The sequence below is a fragment of the Mycobacterium sp. AMU20-3851 genome, from assembly GCF_043974665.1.
GTDB lineage: Bacteria > Actinomycetota > Actinomycetes > Mycobacteriales > Mycobacteriaceae > Mycobacterium.
In genome coordinates this window covers 4,264,701-4,284,593 of record NZ_CP146371.1, presented here as the reverse complement: position 1 = coordinate 4,284,593, position 19,893 = coordinate 4,264,701, and the positions used below count along the sequence as shown (strand labels likewise).

Here is a 19,893-nt window from a genome sequence, read left to right as displayed (position 1 = left end):
ATGAGTGCCTTCAAGTGCCCCGGCTGCGATTACGTCTACGACGAAGCGAAAGGCGCTCCGCGCGAAGGCTTTCCGGCCGGCACCGGGTGGGCGGAGGTGCCCGATGACTGGTGCTGCCCGGACTGCGCGGTCCTGGAGAAGGTCGACTTCGAGCCCGTCAACGAGGAGGCATCCCGATGAGCGAGAACGACTACAAACTGTTCGTCTGCGTGCAGTGCGGATTCGAGTACGACGAGGCCAAGGGCTGGCCGGAGGACGGGATCGCCCCGGGCACCCGCTGGGCCGACATCCCCGAGGACTGGAGCTGCCCGGACTGTGGCGCAGCAAAGTCCGACTTCGACATGGTCGAGATCGCCCGGCCGTGACGGTCGTCTCAGCCGTCCGCACAGCCCCGCCGGCATCCGCCCCCGTGGCGCGGCGAAGTTATAGGGTCGCGGCTATGAGCGGACCCGGACCTCGGCGTACGGCACAGCGCGTGCCGTACGCCGAGGCGTCGCGGGTGCTGCTGCGCGATTCGATCCTGGACGGCATGCGCGAGATGCTGCTGGTGCGGGACTGGTCCTCGATCACCCTCACCGATGTCGCCAAGGCGGCCGGGATCAGCAGACAGACCATCTACAACGAGTTCGGATCGCGGCAGGGTCTGGCCGAGGGCTACGCGCTGCGGCTGGCCGACCGCCTGGTGGACGCCGTGGACGAGGCGATCAACAACAACGTCGGGCAGGTCTACGACGCCTTCCTGGAGGGATTCCGGGCGTTCTTCGTCGAGTCGGCCTCGGACCCGCTGGTGATCTCGCTGCTCAGCGGGGAAGCCAAGCCGGACCTGCTGCAGATCATCACCACCGGCAGCGGTCCGATCATCGCCCGCTGCTCGCAACGGCTCACCGCGACGTTCCAAGACAGCTGGATGAAGGCCTCCGACGAGGACTCCGGGGTGCTGGCCCGCGCCATCGTCCGGCTGGCGATGAGCTACGTCTCGATGCCGCCGGAAGCCGACCACGATGTGGCCGGGGATTTGGCTAGGCTGATGACGCCGTTCGCCGAACGGTACGGTGTCATAGACACCCGGTAGCTGGCAGCGCGCTGAACAAGCGCCTGTCCCGCGAGCCCGCAGGCCGCCGGTGTCGCGTGCGCACAGCTGTGCGCTCCTAGGCAAAGCCTGTCGAAGGCCTGTTCGAGAACGAGTGACTTAAGGGGCTCTAAACATATGACTGAGTTGACCGCCGACGTACGCAACGGCATCGACTACAAGGTCGCCGACCTTTCCCTGGCCGAGTTCGGCCGCAAGGAGATCCGGTTGGCCGAGCACGAGATGCCCGGTCTGATGGAACTCCGCCGCGAGTACCACGACGTCCAGCCGCTCAAGGGCGCGCGGATCTCCGGCTCACTGCACATGACCGTGCAGACCGCCGTGCTGATCGAGACACTGACCGCCCTCGGCGCCGAGGTGCGCTGGGCATCCTGCAACATCTTCTCCACCCAGGACCACGCCGCCGCCGCGATCGTCGTCGGTCCGAACGGCACGGTCGAGGAGCCCAAGGGCACCCCGGTCTTCGCCTGGAAGGGCGAGACGCTGGAGGAGTACTGGTGGGCCGCCGAGCAAATGCTGACCTGGCCGAATGAGCCGGCCAACATGATCCTCGACGACGGTGGCGACGCCACCATGCTGGTGCTGCGCGGCGCGCAGTGGGAGAAGGCCGGCGTCGTCCCGCCCGCCGAGGACGACGACTCCGCCGAGTGGAAGGTGTTCCTCGAGCTGGTCCGCAAGGGCTACGAGCAGAGCAAGGACAAGTGGACCAAGATCGCCGAGTCGGTCAAGGGTGTCACCGAGGAGACCACCACCGGCGTGCTGCGGCTCTACCAGTTCGCCGCCGCCGGTGAACTGGCGTTCCCGGCCATCAACGTCAACGACTCCGTCACCAAGAGCAAGTTCGACAACAAGTACGGCACCCGGCACTCGCTGGTCGACGGCATCAACCGTGGCACCGACGCGCTCATCGGCGGCAAGAAGGTGCTGATCTGCGGCTACGGCGACGTGGGCAAGGGCTGCGCCGAATCGCTGGCCGGCCAGGGCGCCCGCGTCCAGGTCACCGAGATCGACCCGATCAACGCCCTGCAGGCGCTGATGGACGGCTACGACGTGGTCACCGTCGAGCAGGCGATCGGCGACGCCGACATCGTCATCACCTCGACCGGCAACAAGGACATCATCACCCTCGACCACATGAAGGCGATGAAGGATCACTCGATCTTGGGCAACATCGGCCACTTCGACAACGAGATCGACATGGCCGCCCTGGAGCGTTCGGGTGCCACCCGCATCAACATCAAGCCGCAGGTCGACGAATGGACCTTCGGTGACTCGGGCAAGTCGATCATCGTGCTCAGCGAGGGCCGCCTGCTCAACCTGGGCAACGCGACCGGCCATCCCTCGTTCGTGATGAGCAACAGCTTCTCCAACCAGGTCATCGCGCAGATCGAGCTGTGGACCAAGAACGACGAGTACGACAACGAGGTCTACCGCCTGGCCAAGCACCTCGACGAGAAGGTCGCCAAGATCCACGTCGAGGCACTCGGCGGCAAGCTGACCCGGCTCACCAAGGAGCAGGCCGAGTACATCGGCGTCGACGTCGAGGGCCCGTACAAGCCGGAGCATTACCGCTACTGATCCGGGTGCGGAAGCTACCTGTAATCGCCACGGCGGCACTGTGTGCCGCCGTGGCGATCGGCTGTTCGGGCACTTCGCAGGACGACACCGGCCCGGCGGACGCGGCGCCCCCGGCCGAGGTGCGCCACGACATCGCCGGTCTGGTCGAGGTGTTCCCCGGCGTCGGGGCCCCGGAGTCGGCGGCCTGGTTGCAGTGGGGTGAGCCCGCGGACGGCGGTATGGCGGTGCGCTGGACCGACGCCGTCGTCCGGTTGAGCCCGGCGGTGGCCGACGCCATGGTGGCCCAGTTCCAGCCCGCCGACATCGGCCGCGCGCCCCGGGTGCAGGACGCGCTCGCGGCCGAGGTGCCGGCCGGGCCGTTCCTCACCGGCGAACTTCTGGACGCCGGTTTCTCCTCCGACACCACGAGCACCTACGCGTTCCTGGATCGCGCACGGTCCACCCTCGTCCTGCAGGCGACCAGCCTCGACTGAGCCCGGTCGGCTAGACACCTCGGTTGCTGGCGTATGGTCAGGGGTGTCCGACGGCCGGCCCGCCGGGCAAAGTTCGGCGGACGGCGTTACATCTGGGCGCTGAAGCGCAACGTGATGAATCCGTAGTCATTTGGCTACCTCTTTGTTACTGTCCGGTAGTGATTCGGGCCGGGGCGCTGCTTGTCGTGATGTCATTCGGATTCGTCATCAGTTGTCTCACAACTGGTTTGGCGCATGCCGACGACTGGTATCCGTACTACAACGAGGACGAGTACACGGCGTTCTACACGCCACCGAATCCGTTGCCCGACGTACCGCCCGGCGACCTGGTGCGCTCCGAACCGTCCCGGTTGGTGATCGAACCGTCCGGTCAGGTCGGCCGGCTCAATGCCACCGGCACACGCGTCATGTACCGCAGCACCGACGGCCGCGGCAATCCGAATGTGGTCACCGGGACCTACTTCGAGCCGTTCAACGTGTGGCCGGGACAGGGCCCGCGCCCGCTCATCGTGTTCGGTCCCGGCACCCAGGGGCAGGGCGACCAGTGTGCGCCGTCGCGCCAGTTCAACCAGGGCATCCACTGGTCGCCGTATCTGGACATCATGGTCAACTACGAGTCCGGCTTCGTGAACACCATGGTGAACCGCGGGTTTGCGGTCCTGATGACCGACTACGAGGGCCTGGGCACCATCGGCACGACGCACACCTACGTCAACCGGCTCTCGCAGGGGCATGCCATGCTCGACGCCGCGCGTGCGGCCCGCAAGCTGCCGGGCACCTCCCTGACACCCGATGGGCCGGTGGCGTTCTGGGGCTACTCCCAGGGCGGCGGCGCGGCAGCCTCGGCCGCCGAATTGGCCGTCGCGTATGCCCCCGAGCTCAATGTGGTCGGCACCTATGCGGGCGCCCCGCCGGCCGACCTCGTCGACCTGATCCCGTACGCCGACGGCAGCGCGCTGGTCGGCGTGATCGGCTACGCGCTCAACAGCGTCATGCAGTCCTACCCGGAGACCGCCCCGAAGATCCGGGCGCTGCTCACCCCGCGCGGGATGGACTTCGTCGACAAGACCAGGGATCAGTGCGTCGGGGAGACCGTCACCAAGTTCATGTTCCGGCACCTGCAGCCCTACTTCAACCATCCGATCCCGGAGCTGTTGACCGACCCGCAGTTCCGCGGGATCTTCGATCTGCAGAAGCTCGGCACGCTGAAACCCAATGCCCCGGTACTGCTCAACAGCAACCGCTATGACCCGTTGGTGCCGTACGCGCCGGTGGTGCAACTCGGCAAGGACTGGTGCGCCAAGGGCAGTGACATCGAGTTCCGCACCAACGAGGGACCGCCGATCTTCAACAAGCTGGTCATCAACCACGCGTTGCCGATGGCGGTCGACGGGGAACCGGCCCTGCAGTGGATCGCCGACCGGTTCAACGGCGTGCCCACCGCGCCGAACTGCGGACAGTACTGACGCGGTGGGCGGAAACTGGTGGGGCAGCCCTCGATTCGGATGAACTAACGTAGGACCTCGGGGGAGGGATCACACGTGAGCGGTCCGGTGGCGGACGGCGAATACGCCATGCACGCGAAGGTGCGGGCGCTGCGCGGGCAGGGCCGGCTCGCGGAGGCCTTGGCGGCGGCATACCACGCCGTCACTGTGCACCCGAATTCCACTCGGGCGCATCACATTTATGCCGAACTACTGCGTGAGTGCGGACGCGAACGAGATGCCCTGGCGGTGATCGACGAGGTGCTGCGGGTCGATCCGTCGGCGGACGCTTTGGTGCTGCGCGGCGATCTGGCGCGGTGCCTGGTCGGTGCGTACGCGGCCGAGGCCGATTACCTGGAGGCGTTGCGCCGGCACCCGGGACATCCGCTGGCCGTACACAACCTGGCCGTCGCCAGGTTGCGGATGGGCACCACCACCGCGGCGGTGCGCGGGCTGCTGGAAGCGGTTCGGCTGGATCCCGGACTCGCGCGACCGGCTTTGAGCAACATCGGGTCGGCGCTCACCCGGGTGCTGCGCTGGGCGACGGCCTCGATCGTGTTCCTGGCCGCCGCGCTCATCGCGCTGACCGCACTGCAGGACGACGGTCAGTCGACCGGCTGGCCCCGACTGCTGGCGGCCGCCGCGACGCTGCCGATGATCACCGCCCTGATCTGGACGGTGCGCACCGTGCCCGGCCCGGCGCTGCGGGCGGTGCTGCGCGCCCACTGGCTGCTCGGCGCGCGACTGGTGGTGCTGGCGGTGGCGGCGATCGCCGGTGTGGTCGTGGCCGCGACAGGATCCGCGGGTGTCACCGGAATGCTGCTGCTGTTCGCGATGGTCGGGTTGACCGTGCTCGGCTGGATCGTCGGGCAGTGAACCGGCCGGCGGCTAGGCTCGCTGCGTGCTCATCGTGATCGAAGGCCTCGACGGTGCCGGCAAGCGAACCCTGACCGAGGGACTGCGCACGGCGTTCGAGACCGACGGGAAGACGGTCGGCACACTGGCTTTCCCGCGCTACGGCGCCTCCGTGCACGCCGACCTCGCGGCCGAGGCGCTGCACGGTGCGCACGGCGACCTGACCGATTCGGTGTATGCGATGGCGACCCTGTTCGCGCTGGACCGGGCCGGGGCCAGGGCGGAGATCGAGAATCTGGCGAGCACGCACGATGTGGTGATCCTGGACCGCTATGTCGCGTCGAACGCCGCCTACAGTGCGGCCCGGCTGAACCAGGGCATCGACGGTGAGGTCGTGGGGTGGGTCTACGCCCTGGAGTTCGACCGGTTCGCGTTGCCCAAGCCGGATCATCAACTGCTGCTCGATGTTTCGGTCGAGCTGGCCGACCGGCGGGCCCGGCAGCGCGCCGAGCAGGAAGCCGACCGGGCCCGCGACGCCTACGAACGTGACCGTGGGCTGCAGGAGCGCACCGCGGCGGCCTATGCCGAGCTGGCCGCCGCGAACTGGGCATCGGACTGGGTGGTGGTGCCCCCCGACAGTGACCCCGCGGCCCTGGCCCGGCGGCTCTGAGCGTTCGCCGCACTGGCGGCCCCGCGCGGGCACTGTGGCCGCCGTCATCGGGGCCAAACCGAGAAACCCGCGTGTGGCACCCGGGTTTTATCGCCTTGTGGTGACACCATGGTCACCATGAGGCAACGGATCCTGGTCGTCGACGACGACCCCTCGCTGGCCGAAATGCTCACCATCGTGCTGCGTGGGGAGGGTTTCGACACCGCCGTCATCGGAGACGGCAGCCAGGCGCTCACCGCCGTCCGTGAACTGCGGCCCGATCTGGTGCTGCTCGATTTGATGCTGCCCGGGATGAACGGCATCGACGTATGCCGCGTGCTGCGCGCCGACTCCGGCGTGCCGATCGTGATGCTGACCGCCAAGACCGACACCGTCGACGTGGTGCTGGGCCTGGAGTCCGGCGCCGACGACTACGTCATGAAGCCGTTCAAGCCCAAGGAGCTGGTGGCCCGGGTGCGGGCCCGGCTGCGGCGCAACGACGACGAGCCCGCCGAGATGCTGTCCATCCACGACATCGACATCGATGTGCCCGCGCACAAGGTCACCCGCGCCGGTGAGCAGATCTCGCTGACCCCGCTGGAGTTCGATCTGCTGGTGGCGCTGGCGCGGAAACCGCGCCAGGTGTTCACTCGTGATGTGCTGCTCGAGCAGGTCTGGGGCTACCGCCATCCGGCTGACACCCGGTTGGTGAACGTGCATGTCCAGCGTCTGCGGGCCAAGGTCGAAACCGACCCGGAGAACCCGCAGGTGGTGCTGACCGTTCGAGGAGTGGGATACAAGGCCGGACCTCCGTGATCGGTTCGTCCACGGTTGGGCGGCGTCCGTGATCTGGGGTTCGCGACGCCGGGTCCGTGGCCGTTTCCGCGGCCCGTCGCCGATGCTGCGCGGGCTGGGGGCGGTCGGCCGCGCCATCAGTTACGCCTGGCGCCGCTCCCTGCAGTTGCGCGTGGTGTCCCTGACCCTCGGCCTGTCGCTGGCGGTCATCATGGTGCTCGGCTTCGTGCTCACCAGCCAGATCACCGACCGCATCCTGGAAGTCAAGGTCCGGGCGGCCACCGAGGCGATCGAGCAGGCCCGCGGCACCGTCAGCGGCATCGTCGGCGGTGAGGAGGCACGGTCGCTGGACGCCAGCCTGCAGCTGGCCCGCAACACCCTCATCGACCGCAAGGCCGACGTCGGATCGGGGCTGGCCGGCGCGTTCGACGCCGTCCTCGTGGTACCCGGTGATGGCCCCCGGGCGGCGACGTCGGCCGGCCCGGTCCAACAGGTCCCGGATGCCCTGCGCGACTTCGTCAAGGCCGGTCAGGTCAGTTACCAGTACGCGGCCGTGCACACCGACGGGTTCTCCGGGCCCGCGTTGATCGTGGGCAGCCCCACCGCGTCGTCGACGTCCTCGGTCACCAATCTTGAGCTCTACCTGATCTTTCCGCTGAACAACGAGGAGTCCACCATCGCGCTGGTGCGCGGCACGATGGCGACCGGCGGGGTGGTGCTGCTCGGTCTGCTCGCCGCGATCGCCCTGCTGGTGGCCCGGCAGATCGTGCTGCCGGTGCGCTCGGCCTCCCGGATCGCGGAGCGGTTCGCCGAGGGGCATCTGACCGAGCGGATGCCGGTGCGCGGTGAGGACGACATGGCCCGGCTGGCGGTGTCGTTCAACGACATGGCCGAGAGCCTGTCCCGTCAGATCACCAACCTGGAGGAGTTCGGCAACCTGCAGCGCCGATTCACCTCCGACGTCAGCCATGAACTGCGCACCCCGTTGACCACCGTGCGGATGGCCGCCGACCTGATCCACGACCACAGCGAGGACCTGGACCCGGCGCTGCGCCGGTCCACCGAATTGATGGTCAACGAACTCGACCGGTTCGAGACGCTGCTGGCCGATCTGCTGGAGATCTCGCGGCACGACGCCGGTGTCGCCGAACTCGCCGTGGAGGCGGTCGATCTGCGCGCCACCGTGCAGAGCGCCCTGGACAACGTCGGCCACCTCGCCGCCGACGCCGGGGTGGCGCTGGAGGTGGACCTGCCGTCCGACGGGGTGATCGCCGAGGTCGATCCGCGCCGGGTGGAACGGATTCTGCGCAACCTGATCGCCAACGCCATCGATCACGCCGAACGCAAACCGGTGGAGATCCGGATGGCCGCCGACGAGGACACCGTGGCGGTCACCGTCCGTGATCACGGAGTCGGACTGCGACCCGGTGAGGAGAAGCTGGTGTTCAGCCGGTTCTGGCGTTCGGATCCGTCGCGGGTGCGCCGCTCCGGCGGGACCGGGCTGGGTCTGGCCATCAGCATCGAGGATGCCCGGCTGCATCAGGGCCGGCTGGAGGCCTGGGGCGAACCCGGCAAGGGCGCCTGTTTCCGGTTGACCCTGCCGCTGGTGCGCGGGCACAAGGTGACCACGAGTCCGTTGCCGCTCAAGCCGGCCGGGGTGTCGGGCGCCGCCACCGGTCCGCAGTCGCGGGTCCGGGACTCCGGGGCGCTGCGGCGTGACCGGGAGTCGGAGGGCGTATGAGTCACGTCCGCAAGACCTTCGGTGCGGTGATGGCCGCCGCGGTGGTGGTCGCCGGTTGCGCCGGGGTGCCGACGTCCTCGGCCCCGCAGGCCATCGGGACCGTCGAACGGGCGGCCCCGCCGAGCCTGCCCACCCCGACGCCGGGCATGGAACCCGATGTACTGCTGCGCGAATTCCTCAAGGCCACCGCCGATCCCGCCAACCGGCACCTGGCCGCCCGCCAGTTCCTCACCGAATCAGCCTCGCGCAGTTGGGATGACGCCGGCAGCGCCCTGCTGATCGACCGCGTCGTCTTCACCGAGACCCGCCGGCCCGATCTGGTGACGGTGAGCATGCAGGCCGACATCCTCGGCTCGCTGTCCGAGCTCGGGGTGTTCGAGACCGCTGAAGGTGCGCTGCCCGACCCCGGTCCGATCGAGCTGGTGAAGACGCCGGGCGGCTGGCGGATCGACCGACTGCCCAACGGGGTCTTCCTGGACTGGCAGCAGTTCCAGCAGACCTACAAGCGCAACACGCTGTACTTCACCGATCCCACCGGCCGGACCGTGGTGCCCGATCCGCGCTACGTGGCGGTCTCGGACGCCGATCAACTCGCCACCGAGCTGGTCACCAAGCTGATCGCCGGGCCACGGCCGGAGATGGCGCGCACCGTGCGCAACCTGCTGGCGGCGCCGCTGCGGCTGCGCGGCCCGGTGACCCGGGCGGACGGCGGCAAGACCGGTGTCGGCCGCGGATACGGCGGCACCCGCATCGAGCTGGAGAACCTGTCCAGTACCGACCCGCACACGCGGCAACTCCTTGCCGCACAGATCATCTGGACGCTGTCGCGGGCGGGCATCAACGGTCCCTATCTGATCAACTCCGACGGCGCCCCGCTGGATGACCGGTTCGCCGAGGGTTGGACCACCGCGGACGTCGCGGCCAGCGACCCTGGCGCGGCCGACGGCGCGGGAGCCGGACTGCACGCGCTGGTCGGCGGATCGCTGGTGTCCCTGGACGGTCAGCGTGCGCCCCGGGTGGCCGGTCCGTTCGGCCAGATGCCCGATCAGGTGTCGGCGGCGTTGTCGCGCACCGGGCGTGAGGTGGCCTCGGTGATGGTGTTGCGTGCCGGGGCGCCGGACATGGCCTCCTCGCTGTGGATCGGGCCGATCGGCGGCGACGCGGGGCAGGCGCTGGACGGCCGTACCCTGACCCGGCCCAGTTGGTCGCTCGACGATGCGATCTGGGTGGTCGTCGACGGGGTCAACGTGGTCCGGGTGTTGCAGGAGACCGCGTCCGGGCAACCGGCCCGCATCCCGGTGGACTCCACCGCGCTGGCCGCCAAGTTCCCCGGCGCCATCTCCGAACTGCAGCTGTCCCGGGACGGCACCCGGGCGGCCATGGTGATCGAGGGCAAGGTGATCCTGGCCGGCGTCGAGCAGACCCCGGGCGGGCAGTACGCGCTGACCTATCCGCGCCGGCTCGGTTTCGGGCTGGGCGCCACCGCGGTGTCACTGTCGTGGCGCACCGGGGACGACATCGTCGTCAGCCGCACCGACGGGTCCCACCCGGTGTCCTACGTGAACCTCGACGGGGTGAACTCCGACGGGCCGAGTGGCAATCTGCAGGGCCCGGTGACCGTCGTTGCTGCGAACCCGTCGACGGTGTACATCGCCGACCGGCGCGGCGTGCTGCAGCTGTCCGGGTCGGCCGCCGACAACGACCTCTCCTGGTCGGAGGTCCAGCCGCTGATGGTGGCCGGCGCCCAACCGGTGCTGCCCGGCTGAGTCAGCGCGGACGTTGCGCCGCGCGCTGCTGCGCGACGAACCGGATCGACATGCGCTGCAGCAGTCCCGGCGCGTAGCGGGCGAACCGCCACGCCGTGCGCGCTTGGCGCGGCCAGACCAGCAGCGCCTTGTTGCGTTCGATCGCACGCAGCGTGTCGGCGGCCAGGTCGTCGGCGGAGGCGAATCGCGTACTGCGCTGGCCCATCCGGTAGAACTCGCGGCCGACGAACCCGCCGACCGCACCCTTGTCCAGGATGGGCGTCTCGACCGCGGTCGGGCAGATCGCCAGCACCCCGACCCCGTGGCCGGCGGCCTCGCTGCGCAACGCCAGCGACAGCCCGACGACGGCATGTTTGGTCATCACATAGCTGGTGATCTGGCCGGCCGCGGCCAGCCCGGCCATGGAGGCGGTGTTCACGATGTGCCCTTGACCCTGCTTGACCAGCACCGGGTAGGCGGCGGCCACCCCGTGCACCACGCCGCGGATGTTGACGTCGATGATCGCGTTCCACTGGTCCAGGGTCAGCAGTTCGGTGTCCCCGCCCCAGGTGATGCCGGCGTTGTTGAACATCAGGTCGAGCCGGCCGGTCCGGTCCACCACCTCGGTGACACAGTCGGCGACAGCGGTCGCGTCGGTGACGTCCAGCCGGCGCCACCGGGCACCGAGCGGTTCGGCGGTGGCTCGCGCCGCGGCCTCGTCGACGTCGGTGCACAGCACCTCGGCCCCGGCCCCGGCCAGTGCGCGGCACAGCGCCGCCCCGATTCCGGACCCGGCTCCGGTGACGATGGCCTGCCGGCCGGTGAATGCTCCCACGTCTCTCCTGTCGTTGCAACGGTAAGAGGGACGGTAGTCGCCGGGCGTGCATCCTCGGCGCCGAAACCCGGCATTGGCCGCAGCGGTTTCACGCTCGGGGAGCTGTCACACCCCGGCGTCACACTGCAGAGATGCTGCTGGATCTGATCCTGCCGTTGGAGTGCGGCGGCTGCGGCGCGCCCTCGACGCGTTGGTGTCCCACCTGCGCGGGGGAGTTGGTGGCCCGTGCCGCCGAACCGCGACTGGTCACCCCGCGGCTGGATCCCGGGGTCCCGGTGTTCTCGCTGGGCCGCTACGCCGCGGGCCGGCGCCAGGCCATCGTGGCGGTCAAGGAACGCGGCCGCGCCGATCTGGTCGCCCCGCTGGCCGGCGCCCTGCACCTCGGCCTGTCCCGGCTGCTGCGCCGGGGGCTGCTGGCCGCTCCGCTGACGGTGGTGCCGGCCCCGACCCGACGGCTGGCCGCGCGCCGGCGCGGCGGCGACCCGGTGACCCGGGTGGCCGCCGCGGCGGTCCGGGCGCCGGGCCTGGACGGCGTCACGGTGGTCCAGGCGCTGCGGCTGACGGGCTCGGCGCGGGATTCGGTCGGCCTGTCCAGTGCCGACCGTCAGCGCAATCTGGCCGACCGGGTGCGGGTGGTCCGGCGGGTCCGCGGGCCGGTGCTGATCGTCGACGACGTCGTCACCACGGGGGCGACCGCGTGTGAGGCGGTACGTGCGCTGCAAACCGTCGGAGTACCGGTGCACGCCGTGTTGGCGCTGGCTGACGCCTGAAATCCACGGCCTCCCACGGCGGCCTGTTGCGCTCAGATGAAGAACTGAAAACACGTCTGCGAAATTGGTGGCACAGTCAGGTGAACAACGACTACCGTCGGGGCCAACGACCCCGTGACCTCACGGCGGCACCTGGCAGACCGGGCGCCCGTGCGGAATCGGGACTGCCCGAGTGCGGTAGGAGGTGATTACTCGACACCTGACGCCGCCGGGCGCAGCGACATGCAACGTGCCGACGGCGTATCACTCACCAATTGGGCACGTGATGCGCGTGCGACTTCCGAGAGAAACGAGTTGTCAAGCATGTCAACGAATTCCGTGGAAACCAACAGCTCCACCATGGTTATGGATGATCGGGACCAGTCGGCGGAGGCGCCGGCGCTCAAGGCCGACGTGGTCGTCAAGGGCCGCAACGTCGAGGTGCCCGATCATTTCCGGATCTACGTCGCCGAGAAGCTGGTGCGACTGGAGCGCTTCGACCGGACCATCTACCTGTTCGATGTCGAACTCGACCATGAGAAGAACCGGCGCCAGCGCAAGAACTGTCAGCACGTCGAGATCACCGCACGCGGGCGCGGCCCGGTGGTGCGTGGTGAGGCCTGTGCGGACAGCTTCTACGCGGCGCTGGAGTCCGCGGTGAGCAAACTCGAAGCACGGTTGCGTCGCAGCAAGGATCGCCGCAAGATCCACTACGGGGACAAGACGCCCGTCTCGGTCCATCAAGCCACCGCGGAACTGGCCGCGGTCGACGAGCCCGCGCCGCACGACCCCTTCGCGGTCGAGCCGCGTCCCGAGCCCGGCCGCATCGTGCGCGTCAAGGAACACGAGGCCACCCCCATGACCGTCGATGACGCGCTCTATGAGATGGAACTCGTCGGCCACGACTTCTTCCTCTTCCATGACAAGGAATCCGACCGGCCGTCGGTGGTCTACCGCCGGCACGCCTACGACTACGGACTCATCCGGCTGGCCTGAGCCAGCCCTTCACTGCGCGAGCCCCCGGCGTCCTGCCGGGGGCTCGTTGCGTGCCGGGTCCGGCGACGCCGCGCGCACTTGGGGCGGACTTTCAGACGGTCACCTCGACGGGTCGCCTACGATGGATTGTTGGCAGGCCGGGCAGCATTGCGTGAACCGGCCGACTCTATTCATCAACCCACAGGGGAAACAGCGTGCTCGATAAGTTGCTCCGTCTCGGTGAAGGCCGCATGGTCAAGCGCCTCAAGAAGGTCGCCGACTATGTGGACACCTTGTCCGACGACGTCGAGAAGCTGTCCGACGCGGAGCTGCGCGCCAAGACCGACGAGTTCCGTGGACGTATCGCCGGCGGGGAGGACCTCGACGACCTGCTGCCCGAGGCCTTCGCGGTGGCCCGCGAGGCCGCCTGGCGGGTGCTCGGCCAGAAACCGTTCGGAGTCCAGCTGATGGGCGGCGCGGCGCTGCACTTCGGCAACGTCGCCGAGATGAAGACCGGTGAGGGCAAGACCCTGACCGCCGTGCTGCCGGCCTACCTCAACGCCCTCTCCGGTAAGGGTGTGCACCTGGTCACCGTCAACGACTACCTGGCCAAACGCGATAGCGAGCAGATGGGTCGTATCCACCGGTTCCTCGGCCTGGAGGTGGGTGTCATCCTGTCCGGGCTGACCCCCGACCAGCGCCGCGATGCCTACGCCGCGGACATCACCTACGGCACGAACAACGAGTTCGGCTTCGACTATCTGCGCGACAACATGGCCCACTCGGTCCAGGAGATGGTGCAGCGCGGCCACAACTACGCCATCGTCGACGAGGTCGACTCCATCCTCATCGACGAGGCCCGGACCCCGCTGATCATCTCCGGCCCGGCCGACGGCGCCTCGCACTGGTACAGCGAGTTCGCCCGGCTCGCCCCGCTGATGGAGAAGGACGTCCACTACGAGGTGGATCTGCGCAAGCGCACCATCGGCGTGCACGAACTCGGCGTCGAGTTCGTCGAGGATCAGCTCGGTATCGAGAACCTCTACGAAGCCGCCAACTCGCCGCTGGTCAGCTACCTGAACAACTGCCTGAAGGCCAAGGAGCTGTTCCTGCGGGACAAGGACTACATCGTCCGCAACGGCGAGGTCGTCATCGTCGACGAGTTCACCGGCCGCGTGCTGGTGGGCCGGCGCTACAACGAGGGCATGCACCAGGCCATCGAGGCCAAGGAGCACGTCGAGATCAAGGCCGAGAACCAGACCCTGGCCACCATCACCCTGCAGAACTACTTCCGCCTCTACGACAAGCTCGCCGGCATGACCGGTACCGCCCAGACCGAGGCCTCCGAGCTGCACGAGATCTACAAGCTGGGCGTGGTGCCCATCCCGACCAACCGGCCGATGATCCGCGCCGACCAGTCCGACCTGATCTACAAGACCGAAGAGGCCAAGTACATCGCGGTCGTCGACGACGTGGTGGAGCGCTACGAGAAGGGCCAGCCGGTCCTGATCGGCACCACCTCGGTGGAACGCTCGGAATACCTGTCGCGCCAGTTCACCAAGCGCCGGGTCCCGCACAACGTGCTCAACGCCAAGTACCACGAGCAGGAGGCGAACATCATCGCCGAGGCCGGGCGGCGCGGGGCGATCACCGTGGCGACCAACATGGCCGGCCGCGGTACCGACATCGTGCTCGGCGGCAACGTCGAATTCCTGGCCGACAAGCGGCTCAAGGACCAGGGCCTGGACCCGGTCACCACGCCGGACGAGTACGAGGCGGCCTGGGAGTCCACGGTGGCCGCCATCAAGGCCGAGGCCAAGGAGGAGGCCGAGCAGGTGATCGCCGCCGGCGGTCTGTATGTGCTCGGCACCGAGCGGCACGAGTCCCGGCGTATCGACAACCAGCTGCGTGGCCGTTCCGGTCGTCAGGGCGACCCGGGCGAGTCCCGGTTCTACCTGTCCCTCGGTGACGAGTTGATGCGGCGCTTCAACGGAGCGACGCTGGAGACGCTGCTGACGCGGCTGAACCTGCCCGAGGACGTGCCCATCGAGGCCAAGATGGTGACCCGCGCGATCAAGAGTGCGCAGACCCAGGTCGAGCAGCAGAACTTCGAGGTCCGCAAGAACGTCCTCAAGTACGACGAGGTGATGAACCGGCAACGCACGGTCATCTACAAGGAACGCCGGATGATCCTGGAGGGCGAGAACCTCCAGCAGCAGGCGCACGACATGATGGTCGACGTCATCACCGCGTATGTCGACGGGGCCACGGCCGAGGGCTACTCCGAGGACTGGGATCTGGAGAAGCTGTGGGAGGCGCTGAAGGCGCTCTACCCGGTGGGCATCGATCACCACGACCTGATCGACTCCGACGCCGTCGGCGAGGCCGGCGAGCTGACCCGCGACGAACTGCTCGATGCGCTGGTCAAGGACGCCGAACGCGCCTACGCCGAACGTGAGGCGCAGATCGACGCCATCGGCGGCGAGGGTGCGATGCGTCAGCTGGAACGCAACGTGCTGCTCAACGTGATCGACCGCAAGTGGCGTGAGCACCTCTACGAGATGGATTACCTCAAGGAGGGCATCGGCCTGCGTGCGATGGCGCAGCGGGACCCGCTCGTGGAGTACCAGCGGGAGGGCTACGACATGTTCGTCGCCATGCTCGAGGGTCTCAAGGAGGAGTCGGTCGGCTTCCTGTTCAACGTCGCCGTCGAGGCCGCCCCGGCCCCGGCCGCGCCCACGGTGGCGCCGATGGCGTCCGGGCTGGCCGAGTTCGCCGCCGCAGCAGCCGCCAAGGCATCCGCCGCGAACGCCGAACAGCCCCAGGGGCAGGGCCAGGTGGCCACCAAGGAACGCCCCGGCATCCAGGCGAAGGGCATCGGCGAGGGCGGGGCGCCCAAGCTGACCTACTCCGGTCCGGCCGAGGACGGTTCCGCGGAGGTCAAGCGGTCCGGTGGGGCGTCGGCCCCGGCCGGCGGCGGGACCCGCAAGGAACGCCGCGAGGCGGCGCGCCGCAGCAAGAAGCGCTGACGCTCTCAGCCGATCTGCAGCGCCACCATCTGCCAGCGCCCACCGGTCAGCTCGATCCGGGCGGCCAGCGCCCGCACCCGCGGCCCGCGGGTATAGGTGGCGAAGACCTCGGCGACGGTCACCGGCAGATCGGTGCCCGCGCTGCATCCGATGCTGCGCAGCCGGATCCGGCGCAGCACGGCGGCGCCGTCCTGCTGCGGGGACCGCGCCAGAGTTTGCGCGATGTCGATCAACGACGGTGCCAGCAACCCGCGCAGTTGGGCGGCCGGACGGCGGCGATCCACCACCTCCAGCACCCGGCGCAGGGCGGCGTCGGCGAACACCACCGCGGCATGCGGGACGGGTGCCTCGCCGGCGACGGCGGCCGGTCGCGGCGGGCGTGAGCGACGGGGCCGCAGCGTTGCCGGATGTGCCGAAGGTCCTTGTGCCGCACCGCGTGCGGGTGGCTCGTAGTCGATGACTCCGGTGATGACCGGATGCGGGGACGGTTCTCGTACGTGGGACACAGGCACTCCAGCGGGCACAGAAACGGACGGGACGGCTGCTGGAGAGGCACAGTCCCTTTGATGATCGCACGGGTTCACCGGGCCCGGACGCACACATCGTGCGCAATACCGGGTACTCCCGGCTACGGTGGCGGGTAAGTCACAGCCGGGAGTGAGGGGGACGCTGTCTCGATGGTGACCAGGTTGTCGGCATCCGACTCGGCGTTCTACCGACTGGAGAACAGTTCGACCCCGATGTATGTGGGGTCCCTCTCGATCGTCCGGAAGCCGCGCGGTGGGCTGAGCTACGAGACGGTGCTGGCCACCGTCGAGCAGCGGTTGCCGCAGATCCCGCGATACCGGCAGAAGGTGCGCGAGGTCAGTCTTGGCCTGGCCCGGCCGGTGTGGATCGACGACGCCGATTTCGACATCACCTACCACGTGCGGCGCTCGGCTCTGCCCTCCCCGGGAAGCGATACCCAACTGCACGATCTGATCGCCCGGATCGGATCCCGCCCGATGGACAAGTCCCGGCCGCTGTGGGAGATGTACATCGTGGAGGGTCTGGCCGGCAACCGGATCGCCATCTACACCAAGTCCCACCAGGCGCTCGTCAACGGCATGTCCGCCCTGGAGATCGGGCACGTGATCGCCGACCGCACCCAGAAGCCACCCGAGTTCGGGGAGGACATCTGGATCCCGGGCCGCGAACCCGGCGATTCGGAGCTGTTCTTCGCCGCGGTCGGGGAGTGGATCACCCGGCCCACCGTCCAGTTGGCGGCGGTGCGGTCGGCGGTGCAGGAGATGACGACCAACACCGGGGTGCTGGTGGACGCCGGGCGCCGGATCGCCGATGTGGCCCGCACCCTGGCCCGGGGCGCCGCGCCGAGCAGCCCGCTGAACACCACGGTGTCGCGCAGCCGGCGTTTCACGGTGGCCTCGCACCCGCTGGAGGATTACCGCGCGCTGCGGGCACGCTACGACTGCGACGTCAACGACGTGGTGCTCGCGGTGGTGGCCGGGGCGCTGCGCAACTGGCTGCTGTCCCGCGGTGAGCCGGTGACCGCGACGTCGACGGTGCGGGCGATGGCGCCGAACTCGGTCTACCCCGACGCCGAAATCGATTCGGCCGGGCCGGGTCAGGCCATCAGTGAGGTCTCGCCGTTCCTGGTCGACCTGCCGATCGGGGAGGGCAACGCCGTGGTGCGGTTGTCCCAGATCACGCACGCCACCGAATCACATTCCACCGCAGCGAGTTTGGTCGACGCCCGCACCATCGTGACATTGTCGGGGTTTGCGCCGCCGACCCTGCACGCCATGGGCACCCGGGTGGCCACCAGCTTCTCGGCCCGCCAGTTCAATCTGTTGATCACCAATGTCCCGGGCGCGCAGAAGCAGATGTACATCGCGGGCACCAAGCTGCTGGAGTCCTACGCGGTGCCGCCGCTGCTGGCCAATCAGGTCCTCGCGATCGCGGTGACCTCCTACAACGGCAACCTGTACTTCGGCATCAACGCCGATCGCGACGCCATGAGTGACGTCGGGGTGTTGCCGTCCCTGCTGCGCGAATCCCTGGACGAATTGCTGGAATCCGCGCGCTGAGCGCGGGTAGGGCATTTGACTCGCCCCGCCGATCGCGATCTCATGGGTTGACCATGTCAAATCATTCGCCAAGCGAAGAACCCGTTCTGGATGTCATTCCGCACCCCGTGCTCGAGGTTCCCATCGACGAGGATGCACTGGTCAAAGGTGGTCGGCTGGACCTGGTGGTCTTCGGGGTCACCGCCGCCATCGCGGTCGGCTTCTTGATCTGGGGGTTCATCGACACCGCCGCGCTCGCGTCCGCGTCGGGCAACGCGCTGGGCTGGGTGATGACCAACACCGGGTGGTTGTTCACGCTGGCGGCCTCGGGATTCGTGCTGTTCGTGTTGTGGATCGCACTCGGGCGGTTCGGCAACATCCCGCTGGGCCGTGACGACGAGGAGCCCGAATTCCGCACGGTGTCCTGGGTGGCCATGATGTTCAGCGCCGGGATGGGCATCGGTCTGATGTTCTTCGGGGTCGCCGAACCGCTGGCCCATCTGGTGTCCCCACCACCGGGCACCGGCGCCGAGGGCAACCCGGACACCGTGCAGACGGCGATGGCGACCACGCTGTTCCACTGGACGCTGCACCCGTGGGCCATCTACGCGGTCGTCGGGCTGGCCATCGCCTACGGCGTGTACCGCAAGGGTCGCTTCCAGCTGATCAGCGCGGCCTTCGAGCCATTGCTCGGGGACCGCGCCCACGGCGGCTGGGGCAAGGTGATCGACATGCTGGCGATCTTCGCCACGCTGTTCGGTTCGGCGGCGTCACTGGGCTTGGGCGCGTTGCAGATTCGCAGCGGCCTGCAGATCGTCGGGGGTATCGGCGAGACCGGCAACGCGGTGCTGATCGGCATCATCGCGGTACTCACCTGCGCGTTCGTGTTGTCCGCGGTATCCGGGGTGGCGCGCGGTATCCAGTGGCTGTCCAACATCAACATGGTGCTGGCACTGCTGCTCGCGACGTTCGTCTTCGTCGCCGGCCCAACGATTTTCATCCTCAACCTGATCCCCACCTCGATCGGTAGCTACTTCCAGGATCTGGCGATGATGGCGGCGCGCACCGGCGCGGAGGGCGCCGAGACCGAGGCCTGGCTCGGCTCGTGGACCATCTTCTACTGGGCATGGTGGATCTCCTGGACGCCGTTCGTCGGCATGTTCATCGCCCGAATCTCACGGGGCCGCACCATCAGACAGTTCGTCACCGGGGTGTTGATGGTGCCCAGCCTGGTGTCGCTGGTGTGGTTCTGTGTCTTCGGTGGCGCCGCCATCAAGGCCCAGCAGGACGGGGCGAATCTGGCGGGGGAGGGCAGTACCGAGGCGCAGCTCTTCGGCCTGCTCAGCGAGTACCCGCTCGCCACGGTTTCCACGATCGTGGTCATGGTGCTGGTGGCGGTGTTCTTCGTCTCCGGCGCCGATGCGGCGTCGATCGTGATGGGCTCACTGTCCGAGCGCGGCACCATCGAACCGCACCGCAAGACCGTCATCTTCTGGGGTGTCGCCACCGGGGCGGTGGCGGCGGTGATGCTGCTGGTCGGCGGATCGGATGCGCTGACCGGGCTGCAGTCCATCACCATCGTGGCGGCCCTGCCGTTCGTGCTGGTGATGCTCGGCCTGGCCGTGGCCCTGGTCAAGGATCTCCGCCAGGACCCGATGATGGTGCGCCGCCGGTACGCCATCGCGGCAGTGGATTCGGCGGTGATCGCCGGCGTCACCCAGCACGGTGACGACTTCGTCATCTCGGTGGAGAAGGATCCGGACGCCGGGGCCGACACCGATGGCGACATCGAGGACACAGCGGCGCCGACGGCGGACTCCCCGGGCTAA

General features: G+C 68.6%; 18 protein-coding genes. 16 read left to right on the top strand and 2 right to left on the bottom strand.

The annotated features are described in order from the left end of the window. The 11 genes from V4U86_RS20435 (at position 1) to lpqB (ending at position 10,431) form a co-directional block, all read left to right on the top strand. On the top strand, positions 1-180 hold the full coding sequence (locus V4U86_RS20435) for a rubredoxin (protein WP_395307745.1): 180 nt from the start codon (positions 1-3) through the stop codon (positions 178-180). Then, on the top strand, positions 177-365 hold the full coding sequence (locus V4U86_RS20430; RefSeq protein ID WP_395307744.1) for a rubredoxin: 189 nt from the start codon (positions 177-179) through the stop codon (positions 363-365). The genes V4U86_RS20435 and V4U86_RS20430 overlap by 4 nt, the downstream gene beginning before the upstream one ends. A 74-nt stretch (positions 366-439) precedes the next feature. Further along, positions 440-1,072: a TetR family transcriptional regulator AlkX gene (gene alkX, locus V4U86_RS20425; RefSeq protein WP_395307743.1), complete on the top strand. Its 633-nt coding sequence runs from the start codon at positions 440-442 to the stop codon at positions 1,070-1,072. Positions 1,073-1,207: 135 nt separating this feature from the next. Beyond that, positions 1,208-2,668, top strand: a complete 1,461-nt coding sequence (gene ahcY / locus V4U86_RS20420) for an adenosylhomocysteinase (RefSeq protein WP_395307742.1) — start codon at positions 1,208-1,210, stop codon at positions 2,666-2,668. Positions 2,669-2,718: 50 nt separating this feature from the next. Further along, a complete protein-coding gene (locus tag V4U86_RS20415) occupies positions 2,719-3,141 on the top strand; it encodes a hypothetical protein (protein WP_395307741.1) in 423 nt (140 codons plus the stop codon). A 188-nt stretch (positions 3,142-3,329) separates the two neighbouring features. Beyond that, positions 3,330-4,607 (top strand): lipase family protein, encoded by a 1,278-nt coding sequence (locus tag V4U86_RS20410; RefSeq protein WP_395312134.1) that lies wholly within the window; start codon positions 3,330-3,332, stop codon positions 4,605-4,607. 75 nt (positions 4,608-4,682) lie between these two features. After that, positions 4,683-5,501, top strand: a complete 819-nt coding sequence (locus V4U86_RS20405) for a tetratricopeptide repeat protein (protein ID WP_395307740.1) — start codon at positions 4,683-4,685, stop codon at positions 5,499-5,501. Between the two features lie 25 nt (positions 5,502-5,526). Then, positions 5,527-6,150 carry a dTMP kinase gene (locus V4U86_RS20400; protein WP_395307739.1) on the top strand — a complete coding sequence of 208 codons (624 nt, stop codon included), beginning with the start codon at positions 5,527-5,529 and terminating at the stop codon, positions 6,148-6,150. Between the two features lie 108 nt (positions 6,151-6,258). Continuing rightward, positions 6,259-6,945, top strand: a complete 687-nt coding sequence (gene mtrA / locus V4U86_RS20395; protein WP_087020248.1) for a two-component system response regulator MtrA — start codon at positions 6,259-6,261, stop codon at positions 6,943-6,945. Positions 6,946-6,973: 28 nt separating this feature from the next. Next, complete coding sequence (gene mtrB / locus V4U86_RS20390) at positions 6,974-8,665, top strand: MtrAB system histidine kinase MtrB (protein WP_395307738.1); 1,692 nt, start codon at positions 6,974-6,976, stop codon at positions 8,663-8,665. A 29-nt stretch (positions 8,666-8,694) separates the two neighbouring features. After that, on the top strand, positions 8,695-10,431 hold the full coding sequence (lpqB, locus tag V4U86_RS20385) for an MtrAB system accessory lipoprotein LpqB (protein WP_395312133.1): 1,737 nt from the start codon (positions 8,695-8,697) through the stop codon (positions 10,429-10,431). Position 10,432: 1 nt separating this feature from the next. On the opposite strand, the gene V4U86_RS20380 is transcribed toward lpqB, so the two are convergent. Then, entirely contained in the window at positions 10,433-11,245 is an 813-nt protein-coding gene (locus V4U86_RS20380) for an SDR family NAD(P)-dependent oxidoreductase (protein ID WP_395307737.1), read from the bottom strand. Positions 11,246-11,379: 134 nt separating this feature from the next. On the opposite strand from V4U86_RS20380, the gene V4U86_RS20375 reads away from it, so the two are divergent. The 3 genes from V4U86_RS20375 to secA all read left to right on the top strand — a co-directional run bounded on the left by V4U86_RS20375 (position 11,380) and on the right by secA (position 15,998). After that, the gene (locus tag V4U86_RS20375; RefSeq protein ID WP_395312132.1) at positions 11,380-12,015 is read left to right on the top strand and encodes a ComF family protein; all 636 of its coding nucleotides are present in this window, start codon (positions 11,380-11,382) and stop codon (positions 12,013-12,015) included. A 345-nt stretch (positions 12,016-12,360) separates the two neighbouring features. Further along, the gene (gene hpf / locus V4U86_RS20370; protein WP_395312131.1) at positions 12,361-12,990 is read left to right on the top strand and encodes a ribosome hibernation-promoting factor, HPF/YfiA family; all 630 of its coding nucleotides are present in this window, start codon (positions 12,361-12,363) and stop codon (positions 12,988-12,990) included. Between the two features lie 194 nt (positions 12,991-13,184). After that, entirely contained in the window at positions 13,185-15,998 is a 2,814-nt protein-coding gene (secA, locus tag V4U86_RS20365) for a preprotein translocase subunit SecA (RefSeq protein ID WP_395307736.1), read from the top strand. Between the two features lie 5 nt (positions 15,999-16,003). On the opposite strand, the gene V4U86_RS20360 is transcribed toward secA, so the two are convergent. After that, a complete protein-coding gene (locus V4U86_RS20360) occupies positions 16,004-16,504 on the bottom strand; it encodes an Rv3235 family protein (protein ID WP_395307735.1) in 501 nt (166 codons plus the stop codon). A 171-nt stretch (positions 16,505-16,675) separates the two neighbouring features. Here V4U86_RS20360 and V4U86_RS20355 point away from each other — a divergent pair, with 171 nt between their 5' ends. Continuing rightward, complete coding sequence (locus V4U86_RS20355) at positions 16,676-18,085, top strand: WS/DGAT/MGAT family O-acyltransferase (protein ID WP_395307734.1); 1,410 nt, start codon at positions 16,676-16,678, stop codon at positions 18,083-18,085. A gap of 53 nt (positions 18,086-18,138) precedes the next feature. Then, positions 18,139-19,893, top strand: a complete 1,755-nt coding sequence (locus tag V4U86_RS20350) for a BCCT family transporter (RefSeq protein WP_395307733.1) — start codon at positions 18,139-18,141, stop codon at positions 19,891-19,893.

Coding starts and splice junctions, on each gene's coding strand:
- V4U86_RS20350 (WP_395307733.1), top strand. CDS start 18,139: ATGTCAAATCATTCGCCAAGCGAAGAACCCGTTCTGGATGTCATTCCG.
- V4U86_RS20435 (WP_395307745.1), top strand. CDS start 1: ATGAGTGCCTTCAAGTGCCCCGGCTGCGATTACGTCTACGACGAAGCG.
- lpqB (WP_395312133.1), top strand. CDS start 8,695: ATGGCCGCCGCGGTGGTGGTCGCCGGTTGCGCCGGGGTGCCGACGTCC.
- V4U86_RS20430 (WP_395307744.1), top strand. CDS start 177: ATGAGCGAGAACGACTACAAACTGTTCGTCTGCGTGCAGTGCGGATTC.
- alkX (WP_395307743.1), top strand. CDS start 440: ATGAGCGGACCCGGACCTCGGCGTACGGCACAGCGCGTGCCGTACGCC.
- mtrA (WP_087020248.1), top strand. CDS start 6,259: ATGGTCACCATGAGGCAACGGATCCTGGTCGTCGACGACGACCCCTCG.
- hpf (WP_395312131.1), top strand. CDS start 12,361: ATGGATGATCGGGACCAGTCGGCGGAGGCGCCGGCGCTCAAGGCCGAC.
- V4U86_RS20355 (WP_395307734.1), top strand. CDS start 16,676: ATGGTGACCAGGTTGTCGGCATCCGACTCGGCGTTCTACCGACTGGAG.
- ahcY (WP_395307742.1), top strand. CDS start 1,208: ATGACTGAGTTGACCGCCGACGTACGCAACGGCATCGACTACAAGGTC.
- V4U86_RS20410 (WP_395312134.1), top strand. CDS start 3,330: ATGTCATTCGGATTCGTCATCAGTTGTCTCACAACTGGTTTGGCGCAT.